Raw genomic sequence first — 18,303 nt, forward strand, 5'->3', positions numbered from 1 at the left:
TACGTCATGAAAAAAACTACTCTGCTAACATACTATTTACTTTTCATTTTTTCATTTTTATTCTCAACTCTTGGGAATTCCCAAACTACAATTAATTTTAGCCTCGGTCTATCAGACAATGCTCAACTTGGAACTTCTACCGACATAGGTGGGTTCACTTTTAGCATTAACTCTAGTTCACCGGACGACATTACCTTTGATGATGGATCTCATAGTACCTCTGGTAGTCCTGCTCTTTATGACGATAATTTAGACATTGGTGGAATCACGCAATGGACAATAAAAAAAACAGATGGATCAGAATTTCAACTAATTAGTTTATATTTAAAAGATGCAGGTTTCGCAGTTGCAAATGGTACTATATCTGCTTACAAAGACAACTCAAAGGTAGGATCATCCGTTGCTATAAATTTTGACGGTGTAAAGATTCTTTCTGGAAACTCTGATTTTTCAAACATAGATGAAATTAGAATTCAAGGTACAGACATTAATTTCTATCTTGATGACTTTAAATACGATACAGCAGTTGTCTCAGACACAACAGCTCCAATTTTTGAAAACGGTACACCAAATGGATCTTCAGTAACAACTACTGGTTTTACATTAGCTACTGATATAGATGAAGCGGGTACAATATACTACGTAATTGTTGCTGATGGTGCTAGTGCACCAACTTCTTCAGAAGTTAAAAATGGAACTGGTAGCGGAGGAGCATCTGCCGTAACAAGTGGAAATGCTATTGTAAATTCAGGCGTATTCAATACTAATTTTAACGTTTTAAATCTATCGCCAGGTACATCTTACGATGTGTACACCACTGCTCAAGATGATGAAGGCTCACCAAACCTACAGGTAAGCCCTAGCAAAATAGACATTACCACTTTAGCTAACCTGGCAACAATTTCCACAACAGCAGCTAGCAGCATTACAACTACCTCTGCTACGCTAGCCGGAAATGCAACAGCAAATGGTGGAGCATCAATTACCGAAAGAGGAATCGTTTACTCAATTACGAGTACCAATAGTAATCCAATGATTGATGGGACTGGTGTTACAAAAAACACCAATGGCACAGGAACTGGAGTTTTTTCTGAATCCATTGGTAGTTTGAGTTCAAGTACACAATACTCATATAAATCTTATGCTATAAATTCTGCTGGAACTTCTTACGGAGCAGTTCAAACATTTACCACAGCAACTCCAGCTGTATTGGCAACCATCACTACTGCAACTCAGACCAATATTACTACAACATCTGCAGATTTAGGGGGAAATATTACTAGTAACGGTGGAGCTTCTGTTTCTGAAAGAGGAATCGTTTGGGCTACAACTTCTAACCCGACAATAGCAAACAATAAAGTTTCTATTGGCAGTTCTACTGGATCTTTTTCAAAAATGGTCGGGTCACTACCTTCAAATACTACGATTTATGTAAGAGCTTATGCGACCAATTCAGCAGGAACGGCATATGGAAGTGATATTAGTTTTTCTACACATCAATTAGGAACAAGTAATTTTACTAGCTTGGGATCAAATGATTCTGGTGGTACTGGTTTTAAAACGAATTCAAGCAATAGCAATTATGTAATCAGTAACATAATGTTAAATGATGGTGCTGGTATGTATATCAATGATTCTGAACTTGGAGCAACAAAAACATATAGTATAAAAGCTGATGGGGTAAATGCCGAGTCCTTTACGGTAGATGTCTTAAATGTAAGTTCTTACTCGGGTGCCGCCACTCCAGTTGGTAGGACATATGATCAATCAACAAATGTTGTTTTTAAAGACAAAACAGGTGCTACAATTAGAACCATGACATTAAATTCTGATAAATATTTAGCTCCAAACATAGGTTCCTCTATATTTTCATTTTTTGACAACAATAATTCATCTCCTGTTCATTCAGTAGCAGAAATTATATTTACAATTGTTCCAGGTCGTCCAGACGACGCAGCAGAAAACTGGACTTCTTCAGATATTACAATTTCAAATGTAGTGGCACCCTCTGTTACACCACTAATCACATTTTCTGATATCAGCAAAACCTATAAGGAAGCCAATTTTAACTTAGAAGCTACATCTAACTCAGCAGGTACTATTAGTTATTCAATTGTAGCAGGTGGTTCAGGTACAGCAACTTTGTCTGGAACTAACAATGAAACTGTGACATTAGGAGAAACCGGAACCGTTACTATTCGAGCTTCTCAAGCAGCAAATGGAATATACAGTTCGAGTTCAAAGGACATCACGTTAACTATCGGAAAAAAACCTTTGACGGTAACTGCAGAGGCTTTATCTAAAGTATATGGTGATGCCGATCCTACACTTACTTATACTGCAACGCTAGAAGGTGCTGATGTATTAACAGGAAGCTTATCAAGAGCAGCAGGTACGGATGTCGGAACTTATGCGATTAGCTCAACACTAGACAATAGTAATTATGATATTACTTTTGTACCGGCAAACTTAACCATTACCAAAAAACCTTTGACCATAACTGCAGAGGCGACATCTAAAGTATATGGTGATGCCGATCCTACACTTACTTATACTGCAACGCTAGAAGGTGCTGATGTATTAACAGGAAGCTTATCAAGAGCAGCAGGTACGGATGTCGGAACTTATGCGATTAGCTCAACACTAGACAATAGTAATTATGATATTACTTTTGTACCGGCAAACTTAACCATTACTAAAAAACCTTTGACCATAACTGCAGAGGCGACATCTAAAGTATATGGTGCAGCAGATCCTACACTTAATTATACTGCAACGCTAGAAGGTGCTGATGTATTAACAGGAAGCTTATCAAGAGCAGCAGGTACGGATGTCGGAACTTATGCTATTAGCTCAACTCTGGACAATAGTAATTATGATATTACTTTTGTGACAGCAAACCTAACCATTACTCAAAAACCTTTGACCATAACTGCAGAGGCGACATCTAAAGTATATGGTGATGCGGATCCAACGCTTACCTACACAGCAACGCTAGAAGGTGCGGACGTATTAACAGGAAGCTTATCAAGAGCAGCAGGTACGGATGTCGGAACTTATGCGATTAGCTCAACTCTGGACAATAGTAATTATGATATTACTTTTGTGACAGCAAACCTAACCATCACTAAAAAACCTTTGACCATAACTGCAGAGGCGACATCTAAAGTATACGGTGCGGCTGATCCAACACTTACCTACACAGCAACGCTAGAAGGTGCTGATGTATTAACAGGAAGCTTATCAAGAGCAGCAGGTACCGATGTTGGAACTTATGCTATTAGCTCAACACTAGACAATAGTAATTATGATATTACTTTTGTGCCAGCAAACCTAACCATTACTCAAAAACCTTTGACCATAACTGCAGAGGCGACATCTAAAGTATATGGTGATGCGGATCCAACGCTTACCTACACAGCAACGCTAGAAGGTGCCGATGTATTAACAGGAAGCTTATCAAGAGCAGCAGGTACCGATGTCGGAACTTATGCTATTAGCTCAACACTAGACAATAGTAATTATGATATTACTTTTGTGCCAGCAAACCTAACCATTACTCAAAAACCTTTGACCATAACTGCAGAGGCGACATCTAAAGTATATGGTGATGCGGATCCAACGCTTACCTACACAGCAACTCTAGAAGGTGCGGACGTATTAACAGGAAGCTTATCAAGAGCAGCAGGTACGGATGTCGGAACTTATGCGATTAGCTCAACTCTGGACAATAGTAATTATGATATTACTTTTGTGACAGCAAACCTAACCATTACTAAAAAACCTTTGACCATAACTGCAGAGGCGACATCTAAAGTATACGGTGCGGCTGATCCTACACTTACCTACACAGCAACTCTAGAAGGTGCGGACGTATTAACAGGAAGCTTATCAAGAGCTGTGGGAACAGATGTCGGAACTTATGCTATTAGCTCAACACTAGACAATAGTAATTATGATATTACTTTTGTGACAGCAAACCTAACCATTACTAAAAAACCTTTGACCATAACTGCAGAGGCGACATCTAAAGTATATGGTGCAGCTGATCCAACCCTTACCTACACAGCAACGCTAGAAGGTGCCGATGTATTAACAGGAAGCTTATCAAGAGCAGCAGGTACAGATGTCGGAACTTATGCTATTAGCTCAACACTAGACAATAGTAATTATGATATTACTTTTGTGCCAGCAAACCTAACCATTACTAAAAAACCTTTGACCATAACTGCAGAGGCGACATCTAAAGTATATGGTGATGCCGATCCTACACTTACTTATACTGCAACGCTAGAAGGTGCTGATGTATTAACAGGAAGCTTATCAAGAGCAGCAGGTACAGATGTCGGAACTTATGCAATTAGTTCAACTCTGAACAATAGTAATTATGATATTACTTTTGTACCGGAAAACTTAACTATTACTCAAAAATCTTTGACCATAACTGCAGAGGCTACATCTAAAGTATATGGTGATGCCGATCCTACACTTACTTATACTGCAACACTAGAAGGTGCTGATGTATTAACAGGAAGCTTATCAAGAGCAGCAGGTACAGATGTCGGAACTTATGCTATTAGCTCAACACTAGACAATAGTAATTATGATATTACTTTTGTACCGGCAAACTTAACCATTACTAAAAAACCTTTGACCATAACTGCAGAGGCGACATCTAAAGTATATGGTGCAACTGATCCAACCCTTACCTACACAGCAACGCTAGAAGGAGCTGATGTATTAACAGGAAGCTTATCAAGAGCAGCAGGTACAGATGTCGGAACTTATGCTATTAGCTCAACACTAGACAATAGTAATTATGATATTACTTTTGTACCGGCAAACTTAACCATTACTCAAAAATCTTTGACCATAACTGCAGAGGCTACATCTAAAGTATATGGTGATGCCGATCCTACACTTACTTATACTGCAACACTAGAAGGTGCTGATGTATTAACAGGAAGCTTATCAAGAGCAGCAGGTACAGATGTCGGAACTTATGCTATTAGCTCAACACTAGACAATAGTAATTATGATATTACTTTTGTACCGGCAAACTTAACCATTACTCAAAAATCTTTGACCATAACTGCAGAGGCTACATCTAAAGTATATGGTGATGCCGATCCTACACTTACTTATACTGCAACACTAGAAGGTGCTGATGTATTAACAGGAAGCTTATCAAGAGCAGCAGGTACAGATGTCGGAACTTATGCTATTAGCTCAACACTAGACAATAGTAATTATGATATTACTTTTGTACCGGCAAACTTAACCATTACTAAAAAACCTTTGACCATAACTGCAGAGGCGACATCTAAAGTATATGGTGATGCCGATCCTACACTTACTTATACTGCAACGCTAGAAGGTGCTGATGTATTAACAGGAAGCTTATCAAGAGCAGCAGGTACAGATGTCGGAACTTATGCAATTAGTTCAACTCTGAACAATAGTAATTATGATATTACTTTTGTACCGGAAAACTTAACTATTACTAAAAAACCTTTGACCATAACTGCCGATGAATTATCTAAAATATCAGGAGAAAACGACCCTGAATTCACATACCAAATCACTTCAGGAAGTTTGGTCAGTGGAGATACATTTTCTGGAGAATTAACGAGAAACACTGGGGAGTCTGCAGGTATTTACGATATCCTCATCGGAGATTTAACCTTAGGTGAGAACTATGACCTTTCCTTTATAAGCAATAGGTTTAACATCTCATTGATATTAACAACAGGTGCTTTGGGTCGTTCTTCAAAAGCAATAATAATAGAAGGTCAGATTTCAAGTGAAGCGAATGTAACCGAAAGAGGTATTGTATATTCATCTTCAAACACAGACCCTCAAATTGGAGGTTCCGATGTAACTCAACTAGCAGACTCTTCTGTGAGCGGTCCTTTTCAAATGACCATCACTGGTCTTGACCCTTATACCACGTACTATTTTCAAACCTACATTATTGTTGAAACTCCTTCAGGAAAGATTAGAATATTTACATCTAATAAATCATTAGCCTCTTCAGAGTTATATGGAGGTGCAAAAGAATTCACTACTTTATTAGAGGAACCAACATTGGCACTTACTGAAAACACGAATCCATCAACAGGAACCGAAAGAGTAGATCCTGACATAAATTTAGAGATTGTCTTTAATAATGATATTCAAAAAGGTACTGGAGACATTTTACTTATTAATTCCAATGATGATTCATTACTTGAAACAATAGCAGTGTCAAGCACAAATGTTACTGTATCAGGGAAAAAAATAACAATCACACCAACGCTCGAGTTACCGCAAACAACACAAGTTTATGTTATAGTACCCGTTGGAGCTGTTGAAGATCTATCAGGAAATGGATGGACTGGTTTTAATAACAAAACAGATTGGAACTTTACCAGCGACGATACAGTACTTCCAACAATAGTAACAATATCGCCAAATCATAGATCCACTGATATTGCACCGGGTAGCAATTTGGAAATTTCATTTTCAGAGGAAATTGTTAAAGGAACAGGAAATATACTAGTAAAGAACCATCTTAATAATAGCACTATAGCTACCATAGATGTAACTTCCGACCAAGTAAATATAACTTCAAACGTTGTAAATATAAACCCTACGGACGATCTACCAAGTGAAACATTATTTTATATAGAAATCGAAGGAACTGCCTTTAAAGATAGCTATGACAATAATTTCAGTGGAGTAAACACCAAAGATATTTGGAGTTTTGCAACAGCGGATATTACCGCTCCTAGTAGTCCAATAATTGTGGAAGTTGCTGACTACACTTGTTCCGAAACAACTCTTGCTACAGCTGACAACACATTTGTAATTACGGGAACAGCAGAAAATGAAAGCACGGTAAATGTATTTATTAACGATGCAAATGTTGGAACTACGAACACAGACAGCAATGGTAACTGGACTTTAGACTTAAGTTCTACTGTTCAAATAGATGGTGAATATAACATTACCGCAACAGCAACAGATAGTTCCAACAATACAAGTAATTCTTCTGATGAATTTGAAATTATCGTTTCTACAACGAATAGTGATTTGGACAACATACCTGACTTTTGTGATTCTGATGATGAAAATGATGGTTATGCCGACACAACTCAGATTACAGAAAAAACCAAATATGGTTTCTCACCTAATGGGGACGGAATAAATGATACTTGGACTATTCGAGATATTGAAAACTTTGCTAACAACTCTGTAAAAGTCTTTAACAGATCTGGAAGGCTAGTATATGCCAAAGACAATTATGATAATACTTGGGACGGAACTTCGTCTGCTGGATTAGGAAATGGAAAACTACCCGTTGGCGCTTATTACTTCACAATCGATCTTAATGTTGATGGAGTCAAGATGGTTTCAGGATGGATTTACATCAATTATTAATTCATATATCATTCCAATAAAAATAAAAAATAAAAAAAATGAAATATTTTAAAATTTTAAGTCTGATATTCACTGTTTTATACATCTCAAAAACAGAAGCTCAACAAGACCCAAACTTTACCTTGTATAATTTTAATATGAATATTATAAACCCTGCTTACGCAGGATCCGAAGAATTCACTGAAATTAATTTAGCTTACAGAAGTCAATGGATAGGAGTGCCGAATGCTCCAGAAACTCAAACATTAACCTACTCTCAACCCCTTAAAAACAATATGGGAATAGGAGTATCAATAATTAACGATAAAGTTTTTGTTTTAGCTGAAACAGATGTAGCGATAGATTTTTCTTACAAAGTTCAATTGACAAAGAATGAGTCTTTGACCTTTGGTATTAAAGCAGGTGGAGCTTTCACGAATATAGACTTGACCAATACTGGTGCTCCTGAATTAGACCCTTTATTTGGCTCTAACGAAAGTGCGTTTAATCCGCAGATAGGAGCCGGTTTACATTTAAAAAGTCAAAACTATTACATCACCATATCTACTCCTAATTTCCTGAACGGGAAACGATATGAAAAAGACGGAAATGTACCCATTGCTGCATTAAATGCCTTCCATGCTTACCTTGGAGGAGGATATATATTTACCCTGAACAAATCAACAACTTTAACTCCCGGTATAATGGCTAGAGTAGTCGAAGGAGCTCCTACTTCTTATGATATATTCTCAACATTTGATTTTCATGATAAGGCTACAGTAGGAGTTAACTACAGAGTTGATGAATCTGTTTCATTATACGCTTTAATGAGTACTAAAAACAACTTTAGATTTGGACTAGGCTATGATATCAGTACATCAAAACTATATGATACGAACAACGCATCATCCGTAGAATTAATTCTAAAGTACAAATGGAATTAAAATAGTTCAACAAAAAAAAGCTCGTAAACTAAAGTTTACGAGCTTTTTTCATTTGAATTAGTTTGCTAGTTGATTATCAATTGTACTGTATCAAAGTTTTTCGTATCCGTAGATACTTTTAAATAATAAATACCTGAGCTTAGACCTTCTTTAGATATATTTAATTGATTGTAACCTAAAGAAGTTTGAGGTTCTAATGCTTTCACTAATGAACCTGTTAGGTTAAATATTTCAATTTTACATTCTGATAAACTTTCAGTATAAAAACTAACTTGTGCATCTGTTACTATTGGATTTGGGAAAACAACTGCTTTATCCTTGGTAAAAGAATAATCCTCCACGTCTTTAGTTTCAAAAGAAATATTTTTCATGTTTATTTCTTTTTCTACTTCAGTTACACCATCAGAAGCCATTGTTATCACGATTGACACTGCATCATCGATCATCAAACCTTTAGATGCTTTAGAACTAAAATATGACAAAGGCAATTGGTAATGCTTAAATGTACCGTCCAATGGTATTGTTGTTCTATATTGATCTGCCCAATCCTCAATACTTTCTTTTACGATCGTAATTTCAATTTCACCAGTTCCGCTAGCATCAAACTCCAACACATTATAATCGGAAAGGTTAACAGATTTAAAACGAGGTGTAAACGCTCTGTAAGCAGAAACATAAGAAGTAATATTTGCTTTAAAACTTAAATCTCTTTCAATTCGTAACCCACTACCCTCATAATTCGTTTCATTTTCCGTAATCTCAAAGGAACCAACTTCTGTACCTTCTTGAGAACTATCTAATCCCCATGGACCATCTGACATAAATAAATCATCAGAAGTTTCCCCTGTATCATTTTGAATTCTGAAACCTATATCAAATAACGCTCCTGTATTTAAAGTCATGTGTGTTAAATATCCTTCTTGCAAGTTTATTTCTTCACTAATATTTTCGGTTTCACTAGTTTCTGTTCTTTTAAAACCAGCATCAAACTGAATCTTTTTACTAGAATTCGTATTTACCAATTCTAATTCAATCATTCCATTCACATATTTTCCTTTTTTAACAAATACAGGCGGTGGTGCTGAATTATCATATAAACTAATTGGCTTTTGCGCTTCGAATAAATTTAATACTTCCTCTCCTAACAACACCAAATCATCAATTTTATTGGTCCATATTTGGAAATTATAATATTTAGCATCGGCTGTATATTTATCAATATTCCAATGACTATCAATCTCAAAACCAGATTCATCGTCATTTAACTTTCCTGAAAAACTCAAAACAAATTCTATCGAACCATCAACATTTTTAATAATCGATTTGATAAATGTTACCTCATTTAGCTCGATGGTTGAAACAGAAAGTAATTCACTTCCTAGCAATCGATCGCATATATATTTGGTATGCTCGTAAACTCCATTCTCTGTAACACTAGCTAAAACTACCGCGACAGTTTCGTTATTCTTCACATAATCAACAGAAAATAATTCACTAGCATTAGTCATTTGAATTAAATCACTTGGAGACGATTCAATTGCTGTTGTTTCCGGCAAAATTTCTAATGGAATTAAATCAATCAACCCAAAATTATCGGCTGATTTTGCCATTTTATAACTATTTCCTTTTGTTACTTTTTTCGCAGATTTTTTAGAAAACCTGTAACTATTCTTACTTCTCATATAGTTTCTTTGATTGATTTGTTGAGAAAGCCTATCGTTACTTTCTAAACCTCCATCATTACCACTAGAAACTACAGGAACTAAAACTGGACAACTAGAAACACCCGAACAAGATGGATCATCACAATCCACTAAACCATCTCCATCATCATCAATTCCATTGATACAATCTTCTTGTGGTACTGGCGCAGTTGGACATCTAGCCCCATCATTACTTGCACTAGAAGGACCATAAGCGAAAAGATTGGAATTCATCGCACCCCCTGCTTCTATGTCCTGGACATCATAAATAATGTAAATAGTACCTGTCTGATTTGCTGAAACATAAAAACGTCCAGACGCATCAAAATAAACCGCACCATAAGTATACTTTAATCCTTTCAAGATAGGTACCTCACCCAAATCTTGTACACTTCCTGTATCTCCATTTATTCGATACAAATGGTTTGTATTCTTTTCAACGGTATATAACATTCCATCCACAGCATTAAACGCCCAATCATGAATGCTAATATTTGCAGATAAGGTATTTGTGCTTTCGTATTTTATATAGTTTTCTGATTCAGGATCAAGATTTACTTTATAATAAGTAGTACCACCTCCTTTGAAATGATAAATTCCAGAAGAACTTACATCTCCTACGTACCTTCCTCCTGTTGGTAATTCCGGTATCTCAAAAATTGAGACATTAAAATTTTTACCGATCCTAACTATTGAACTAGCAGGCTCTGAAACATACCCCCATATGTATCCGTCGGCAGGATTGTATCCAGCAGCATTAATTTTTCCTGGTGTGATGTCCGTAGCAACTTCATAAGCACTACCTGAAGCTAAATCTATTGCATATACATCATTATACTGAAAAAGATAAGCGTTGTAGTCGCAATTAAAAGGCTCTTCCTGAGCGTTAAGCGTAAAAGTTAAACAAATACAAAAAATAACACTTATTTTCCAACGCATTTGATTGATTAGTAATTGTGTTTTCATCTCGATAGATTTTAAATTCAAGTAAAAATAGTTTCAAAATATCCCAAAAATTAGGTTTTTAGCTTAAGTAACGATTAACTTCGACGAACACGGTCTTTAGATCGATAAACGTTTTAAAAAAAATAGAACTACCTTTTGTTATATTTGTTAAAACCAAAAAAATTAAATGTATAGAGTCTTTAATTTACTAATCGTCATAGCAATTTTTATTAGTTGTAATCAAAAACATAAAAAAGATACGAAAAATTATAAACATACCAATGCACTTATTAAGGAAACTAGCCCTTATTTACTGCAACACGCCCACAACCCAGTAAACTGGCATGCTTGGAATGAAGAAACTTTAGAATTGGCTAAAAAAGAAAACAAACTAATTTTAATTTCAGTTGGATATGCAGCTTGCCATTGGTGCCATGTTATGGAGCATGAAAGTTTTGAGAATGATTCTGTAGCAAAAATCATGAATGAAAACTTTATCAATATAAAAATTGACAGAGAAGAAAGACCTGATATCGATCAGATATATATGACCGCTGTTCAGTTATTAACACAAAGTGGAGGTTGGCCATTAAACTGCGTGGCGCTTCCCGATGGGAGACCTTTTTGGGGCGGCACCTATTTCCCTAGAGATGAATGGATCAGTAACCTAACACAAATAGCAGCCTTCTACAAAAAAGACCCTGAAAAAATTATTGAGTATGCAGACAACCTTACCAAGGGGATCCAGGACACTGAAACAATTTCTTTAAATACTACAAAACCAACTTATCTAAAAGATACTCTTGAGTTGGCAGTAAAAAAATGGTCACAACAGTTTGACCAAAACTTGGGAGGTATGAATAGGGCTCCAAAATTCCCAATGCCAAACAACTATCATTTTTTATTAAGGTTCGCAACTCAAACTAAAAATAACAGCCTTTTAAAATACACTTACACAACTTTAGATAAAATGGCTCTAGGTGGAATTTTTGACCAAGTAGGTGGTGGATTTGCGAGATACTCTACAGATAAAAATTGGCATATACCCCACTTTGAAAAAATGTTATATGACAATGCACAACTTGTAAGTCTGTATGCGGATGCCTATTTGATTTCAAAAAATAAAATTTACAAAGAAACAGTTTACAGAACTTTGGACTTTGTAGAGAGAGAACTTACCAACAACGAAGGAGCTTTCTACTCTTCTTTAGATGCTGACAGTAAAAATTCGGACTCCAAATTGGAAGAGGGAGCATTTTATGTATGGACTAAAAAAGAATTACAACATATCATTGGAAAGGAATTCTCATTATTCGCTGACTATTACAACATCAACGATTATGGCTTGTGGGAAAACCATAAGTACAATTTAATTAGAACCTCAACAGATTCTGAATTTTGCGCCAAACATAAAATCGGAATTAATGATTTAGAGCAACAAGTTGCTAAATGGCAACAAAAATTACTAAAAGAAAGAAATAAAAGAGAAAAACCCAGGCTAGATGACAAGTCTCTTACGTCGTGGAATGCACTTATGTTAAAAGGATATGTAGATGCTTATCGTGTATTTAATGAACCTAAATTTTTAAAAACAGCATTGAAAAATGCTCATTTTATTAAAACAAAACAACTCAGAAAAGACGGGGGTTTAAATCACAACTACAAAAACGGGATAAGTAATATCAATGGGTATTTAGAAGATTATGCCACAGTAATTGAAGCCTATATGTCTTTATATGAAGTAACCTTAGACGAAGAATGGTTACATATATCTAAAAACTTAACCGATTACTGTTTCAAACATTTCTATAACCCAAAGACAAAAATGTTTTATTTTACCTCTGATGAAGATAAAAACTTGATTACTAGAAAAATGGAGCTTACTGATAATGTAATACCAGCTTCGAATTCTATTCTTGCCAATTCACTCTACAAATTGGGACTTTATTTTGAAAGCAATGAGTTCAAAAATATTAGCAAACAAATGCTTCATAATGTAGCGAATGATATGACGGCATACCCTTCTGGATATTCCAATTGGATGGAACTCTACAGCAACTTGTCCACCGATTTTTATGAAATTGCAGTGGTTGGAAAAGATGCCCATAACAAAATAAAAGAGCTCAATCAGATCTATATTCCAAATAAAATTATTGCAGGAAGTCTTGTTGATAGTCAAGCCCCCCTATTAAAAAATAGATTTTCTGAAACTGAAACATTACTTTATATTTGTATCGAAGGGACCTGTAAACTTCCGGTTTCATCCGTAAAAAAAGCTAGTAATCAAATAAATATTACTTATTAATGGAAATATTGGCCACAGTCTTCACGCTTTTAGTATCCTTAATTCATTTCTACTTTTTATATCTAGAGATGGTTTTATGGACAAAACCGAAAGGAATGAAAACTTTTAATCTTGAAAAAGACTTTGCAGAAAAAACAAAAGTTCTTGCTGCGAATCAAGGTCTTTATAATGGTTTTCTAGCCTCAGGAATTCTTTGGTCGTGGATTGTTGGAAATAATTCTGCTGTTTTATTCTTTCTGGTTTGTGTTGTAATTGCGGGAATCTATGGGAGTTACAGTCTAAATAAAAGAGCAATTTTTTACATCCAATCCACGCCAGCAATTTTAGCAATTATATTTATTTCACTCAATACACTTTAGATCAAAAAAATGGACGAATTAGAAGATTTCTCAGAAGACATCAGTCAGATTGACTATGTAAAATACACAGAATTAGCTATTGAATTTGGCGTAAGACTAGCCATTGGTTTATTAATTTTAGTAGTGGGACTTTGGATTATCAAAAAACTGGTAAAAATAAGTGACACATTAATGGAGAAGGCCGAATTAGAAACCAGTCTTTTACGTTTTTTGTCTCATCTAATTACCTGGACACTTAAGATATTATTATTCATAAGTGTTTTGAATCAAATTGGAGTAGCCACCACTTCGTTTATGGCAATGCTAGGAGCAGCTGGTCTTGCTATCGGTTTAGCGCTCCAAGGTTCTTTTAGTAACTTTGCCGGCGGTATACTTATACTTTTATTCAAACCTTTTAAAGTAGGAGATTTTATCGAAGCTCAAGGAGAAAAAGGAGACGTAAAAGAAATTCAAATTTTTGTAACGAAAATAATAACTCCAAAAAATAGAGTTGCCATCATTCCTAATGGAATTTTATCAAACGGAACGATTAAAAATTATACCGACGAAGGGAAGTTAAGAGTTGACATCGCTATTGGTATTAGTTATGATTCTAACATTAAAGAAGCAAGAGGTATTCTTATGGATGTATTAGAAAAACATCCTTTGACTTTGAAAGATCCTGCACCTTCTATCTCTGTAACTGATTTAGGAGACAGCTCTGTAAACCTTGGTGTTAGACCATGGGCCAAACCAGAGGATTATTGGACCGTTTACTTTGAATGTATAGAACAATGTAAGGAAGCATTAGACGAAGCAAATATCAGCATCCCTTTCCCTCAAAGAGATGTTCATATGATATCTTAACAAATAGAATTATTAACAAAAAAACCGCTTATAATAAGCGGTTTTTTTTATTTCTGTCTAAAATATATCGTAATAGGCACTCCTTTGAAATCATATATTTCACGTAGCTTATTCTCTAAATATCGTCTGTAAGGCTCCCTCACATACTGTGGTAAATTTGCAAAAAAGGCAAATTGTGGTGTGTGCGTTGGAAGTTGCATACAGTATTTAATTTTTACGAATTTCCCCTTCACTGCAGGTGGTGTATACTGTGCAATAATTTCCAACATAGTTTCATTTAACTTACTCGTTGGAATTCTTCGTTTTTTATTTTCAAACACTTCAACAGCCGTTTCAATAGCTTTTAACAAACGTTGTTTTGTAACCGTAGAAGTAAAAATGATTGGAACATCTGTAAAGGGAGCTATTTCTCTTCTTACATAAGCTTCAAATTCTTTCATGGTATTGGTTTCTTTATCCACCAAATCCCATTTATTGACAAGAATTACAATCCCTTTTCTATTTTTTTCAGCCAACCAAAATATATTTTGATCTTGAGCTTCAAATCCACGAGTGGCATCAATCATTAACACGGCTACATCACAATGTTCAATTGCTCTAACTGCACGCATTACTGAATAAAACTCAAGATCCTCTGACACTTTAGATTTTTTTCTAATTCCTGCGGTATCAACTAAATTAAACTTAAATCCGAATCTTGTATACTCCGTATCGATCGCATCACGAGTAGTTCCTGCAACATTGGTAACAATATTTCTATCTTTTCCAATAAGAGCATTGATAAAAGAAGATTTACCTGCATTCGGTCTACCAACTACAGCAAAACGAGGTAATTCTTCCTTTTCTTCATCTTCTACAAATTCTTCTGGCTCTGGCATATCTTTAACCAAAGCATCCAATAAATCTCCAGTTCCCGATCCATTAATTGCAGAAAACGTATACAAATCTCCTAATCCCAGGTTATAGAATTCAAAAGCGTCGTTTTCTCGCATTGAATTATCCACTTTATTTACCGCTAAAAAAACTGGTTTTTTAGATTTACGTAACAATTTGGCTACCGCTTCATCAGAAGGTGTAATTCCTTCCGTTACATCAACAACGAAAATTGTAATATCACATTCTTCTAATGCTAATTGTACTTGCTTGCGAATTTCCCCTTCAAACACATCATCAGAACCTACTATATAACCTCCTGTATCAATTAAAGAAAACTCTTTCCCATTCCAATCGCTTTTACCGTAATGTCTATCACGAGTAACCCCGCTCACAGAATCAACAATCGCTTCTCTACGTTGTACAAGTCTATTAAATAATGTCGATTTCCCTACATTAGGTCTACCAACGATGGCTACAATAGTATTCATTGTGTGTTTTTAATTTTTTGCAAAATTACGCTTTTTATTTTGGAATCCACAGTAATTCTCTTCTACTATACCCAGAAGATAACATGATAGTAATATTCTCATTTTATTCAAGTTACAAAAAAGCAAAAGGGTCTGAAAGGCAAATTGCCATTCAGACCCTAATTATTTGTATTGAATATTTTAGCTTACTTGTTTTCGTAGATACTCACGGTACCACTCACTTCGTTAGAAACCACTAATAAATCTTTTCCTGATGGACTTTCAAGTGCAGGAATTACAAGTAATCCTTCTGGACCAACATCTCCCTCATGAGAAAGAATATCTAAAAAACCAGGAGCGATGGGATTTGAAATATCATACATCATAACTTGATTATTTCTTTCCAAACCAACAAACAATATATGACGATTCCCTAAACTTAAGGTAGTCACACTTTCTGGCTCAGCTCCTTTATCATCACTTCTTTTATCTCCACCGTTAAACACAGCAGGTGTTTCAATCAAAGTTTCTTTTGCAATATCATTTCCACTATCATATACCAAAGATCCATTAGCAGACCAAATTGAAAATGAACGCGCTCCATAAGAATAAATTTGCTCCACCTTGTTATCATTATTAGCATCTCCTAAAGTTGTAGTCGTTTTCAATCTACCTAGGTTGATTTCATTTAAATAATCTCCTGCCAAAGGATAAACTGATTCATCTAACTGCAAATCATCCAATCTTACTTCTTCGCTATACCCATCATAATCTCTAGCATCCCCTTCGTTTGCAGAAATCACATATTCCGTTCCTCCGATATTAATTGCTGTAATAGCATCTGGCTGATAGATTCCTTTTACATTCCAGTTTTTCAATTGCTTTAGGCCATCCTTATCACTTGCATCAATAGAATTTCCTGGCAGGTTATAATCTTTAAATCCTAATGGATAAATTGCCTCAATAGACTTAGATTCAATATTAACTTTCGCAATTCCGTTGTTCTCTTGCAGTGAAACCCATGCCGTTTTAGAATCCTCAGAAACCGCAATATACTCTGGCTCTACATCTTTCGCTAAATCAGCATTTGGACCAAATACTCTAAATCCTTCAGCTTCTAAAGCTGCTTCAGATGTGTTGAAAGCCGTAAAATCCAATGTTGTCACTACATCTGAGTCTACCTCAATAATACTTATTGTTCCTTGTGGATCATTATCATAAGCATCATTAGGCTCTCCTTCATTTGCTGATAATATATATTTACCATCCTTAGTATAGGTTACCATATCTGGTAAAGCACCTACCGTATACTCCTTTTCTTTTGTTTCTGTAACAGCATCAAAAACAACAATTTTACCATTGTTTTGTTTTACATCCGCCTCTAATGCAATGGCAACCTTACCTCCATAAACAGCAACACTGTTAGGTGCTCCCATACCATTTAAATCTATTGCTCCTGACTTTACTGGCTGACTTGGATTGCTAAGATCTACTACCGAAATTTCATTCACCTCAACATTTACTACAAATAACTTTTTTGACACAGGTTCAAATGCTGCTATTTCAGAAGCTCCTTCTGAATCATCTTCACCCTCTGGACCATTTCTAAGTGTAATGGTACTTTTATAAGCAAAGTCTACAGTTGTATCTACAATCTCTTCTTCTACTTCTTTAATAACCTCTGTTAGGTTTTCTTTTACATCATCGTTACACGAGAACAAGGCAACAGAAAATGCAGCCAAAAATAATTTACTTGTAATTTTCATAATTCATATTGTTAAATTCCCTGCAATATTAGCCTTGAAGCATAAACAAATGTTTACCCACGAAAAAAACAAACGTTATGAAATTAGCTCTCCAAGTAAAAAAACAGTAAGGTTTATGTTAGGAATGTAAAGTTGAAGTAAATAATAATTCTAAAAATGAGTATCTTTCTACTCTAAGCACCTCACTATGAAAGAAGAAAAAAATAGTCCGGTATTTTTACGACCAAGATTTAGAATTGAGCTTCAAAAAAGTAAAACACAACTATTAAATCGTTTTAAAGAAGAGTTTACTAAGGAACATTGTACTCTTAAAGGAAAAATAGTTGATGCACATATAGTGATTGATGTAGCCGATACAGAAAATCATTTTTGGTCGCCGCAGTTGCATTTAGAAATTGAAGCAACGGATCCGAATAACTCTATTGCAAAAGGATTGTTTGGACCAAAACCACAAGTATGGACCTTATTTATTTTTTTACACTCTACTGTTGCGTTTACTTTTATTAGCGTTCTAATCTACGCATACACCAAATGGACTTTAAAAGAAGATATTACTATAAGTGTTTGGGTCCTTATTTTGTTACCTATTTTTTGGTTTGTGATGTACTTTTTAGGACAACTAGGAAAAAAAACAGGTCACTCTCAAATGGAGGACCTGCATGATTTTATGATAAAAATTTTAGAAGAATAG

General features: G+C 35.2%; 9 protein-coding genes. 6 read left to right on the top strand and 3 right to left on the bottom strand.

Features of this window, described 5'->3' with window-relative positions; all coding sequences use genetic code 11:
• The first annotated feature begins 6 nt into the window (after positions 1 to 6).
• Positions 7 to 7,422, top strand: coding sequence for an MBG domain-containing protein (locus AC2DZ0_RS09120; RefSeq protein ID WP_484641406.1), 7,416 nt, complete (start codon positions 7 to 9; stop codon positions 7,420 to 7,422).
• Between the two features lie 38 nt (positions 7,423 to 7,460).
• Entirely contained in the window at positions 7,461 to 8,345 is an 885-nt protein-coding gene (locus tag AC2DZ0_RS09125) for a PorP/SprF family type IX secretion system membrane protein (protein WP_484641407.1), read from the top strand.
• A 65-nt stretch (positions 8,346 to 8,410) separates the two neighbouring features.
• On the opposite strand, the gene AC2DZ0_RS09130 is transcribed toward AC2DZ0_RS09125, so the two are convergent.
• Positions 8,411 to 11,014 (bottom strand): DUF6923 family protein, encoded by a 2,604-nt coding sequence (locus tag AC2DZ0_RS09130; RefSeq protein ID WP_484641409.1) that lies wholly within the window; start codon positions 11,012 to 11,014, stop codon positions 8,411 to 8,413.
• A gap of 166 nt (positions 11,015 to 11,180) precedes the next feature.
• Between AC2DZ0_RS09130 and AC2DZ0_RS09135 the strand changes: the two genes are divergently transcribed.
• From AC2DZ0_RS09135 to AC2DZ0_RS09145, 3 genes are read left to right on the top strand one after another with little or no spacing between them, the layout of a single operon-like run.
• Positions 11,181 to 13,298 (top strand): thioredoxin domain-containing protein, encoded by a 2,118-nt coding sequence (locus AC2DZ0_RS09135; protein ID WP_484641410.1) that lies wholly within the window; start codon positions 11,181 to 11,183, stop codon positions 13,296 to 13,298.
• A complete protein-coding gene (locus AC2DZ0_RS09140) occupies positions 13,298 to 13,657 on the top strand; it encodes a DUF1304 domain-containing protein (protein WP_484641411.1) in 360 nt (119 codons plus the stop codon). The genes AC2DZ0_RS09135 and AC2DZ0_RS09140 overlap by 1 nt, the downstream gene beginning before the upstream one ends.
• Before the next feature lie 9 nt (positions 13,658 to 13,666).
• A complete protein-coding gene (locus AC2DZ0_RS09145; protein ID WP_484641413.1) occupies positions 13,667 to 14,503 on the top strand; it encodes a mechanosensitive ion channel family protein in 837 nt (278 codons plus the stop codon).
• 47 nt (positions 14,504 to 14,550) lie between these two features.
• On the opposite strand, the gene der is transcribed toward AC2DZ0_RS09145, so the two are convergent.
• Entirely contained in the window at positions 14,551 to 15,867 is a 1,317-nt protein-coding gene (gene der / locus AC2DZ0_RS09150) for a ribosome biogenesis GTPase Der (protein ID WP_484489754.1), read from the bottom strand.
• A gap of 185 nt (positions 15,868 to 16,052) precedes the next feature.
• Positions 16,053 to 17,612, bottom strand: coding sequence for a choice-of-anchor I family protein (locus AC2DZ0_RS09155; protein ID WP_484641414.1), 1,560 nt, complete (start codon positions 17,610 to 17,612; stop codon positions 16,053 to 16,055).
• A 187-nt stretch (positions 17,613 to 17,799) separates the two neighbouring features.
• Here AC2DZ0_RS09155 and AC2DZ0_RS09160 point away from each other — a divergent pair, with 187 nt between their 5' ends.
• Entirely contained in the window at positions 17,800 to 18,303 is a 504-nt protein-coding gene (locus AC2DZ0_RS09160) for a GTP-binding protein (protein ID WP_484641415.1), read from the top strand.

It is taken from the genome of Flavicella sp. IMCC45668, from assembly GCF_057219105.1.

Bases quoted from the DNA above. Each gene is read 5' to 3' on its own strand.
- AC2DZ0_RS09120 (WP_484641406.1), top strand. From the start codon at position 7: ATGAAAAAAACTACTCTGCTAACATACTATTTACTTTTCATTTTTTCA.
- AC2DZ0_RS09125 (WP_484641407.1), top strand. From the start codon at position 7,461: ATGAAATATTTTAAAATTTTAAGTCTGATATTCACTGTTTTATACATC.
- AC2DZ0_RS09130 (WP_484641409.1), bottom strand. From the start codon at position 11,014: ATGAAAACACAATTACTAATCAATCAAATGCGTTGGAAAATAAGTGTT.
- AC2DZ0_RS09135 (WP_484641410.1), top strand. From the start codon at position 11,181: ATGTATAGAGTCTTTAATTTACTAATCGTCATAGCAATTTTTATTAGT.
- AC2DZ0_RS09140 (WP_484641411.1), top strand. From the start codon at position 13,298: ATGGAAATATTGGCCACAGTCTTCACGCTTTTAGTATCCTTAATTCAT.
- AC2DZ0_RS09145 (WP_484641413.1), top strand. From the start codon at position 13,667: ATGGACGAATTAGAAGATTTCTCAGAAGACATCAGTCAGATTGACTAT.
- der (WP_484489754.1), bottom strand. From the start codon at position 15,867: ATGAATACTATTGTAGCCATCGTTGGTAGACCTAATGTAGGGAAATCG.
- AC2DZ0_RS09155 (WP_484641414.1), bottom strand. From the start codon at position 17,612: ATGAAAATTACAAGTAAATTATTTTTGGCTGCATTTTCTGTTGCCTTG.
- AC2DZ0_RS09160 (WP_484641415.1), top strand. From the start codon at position 17,800: ATGAAAGAAGAAAAAAATAGTCCGGTATTTTTACGACCAAGATTTAGA.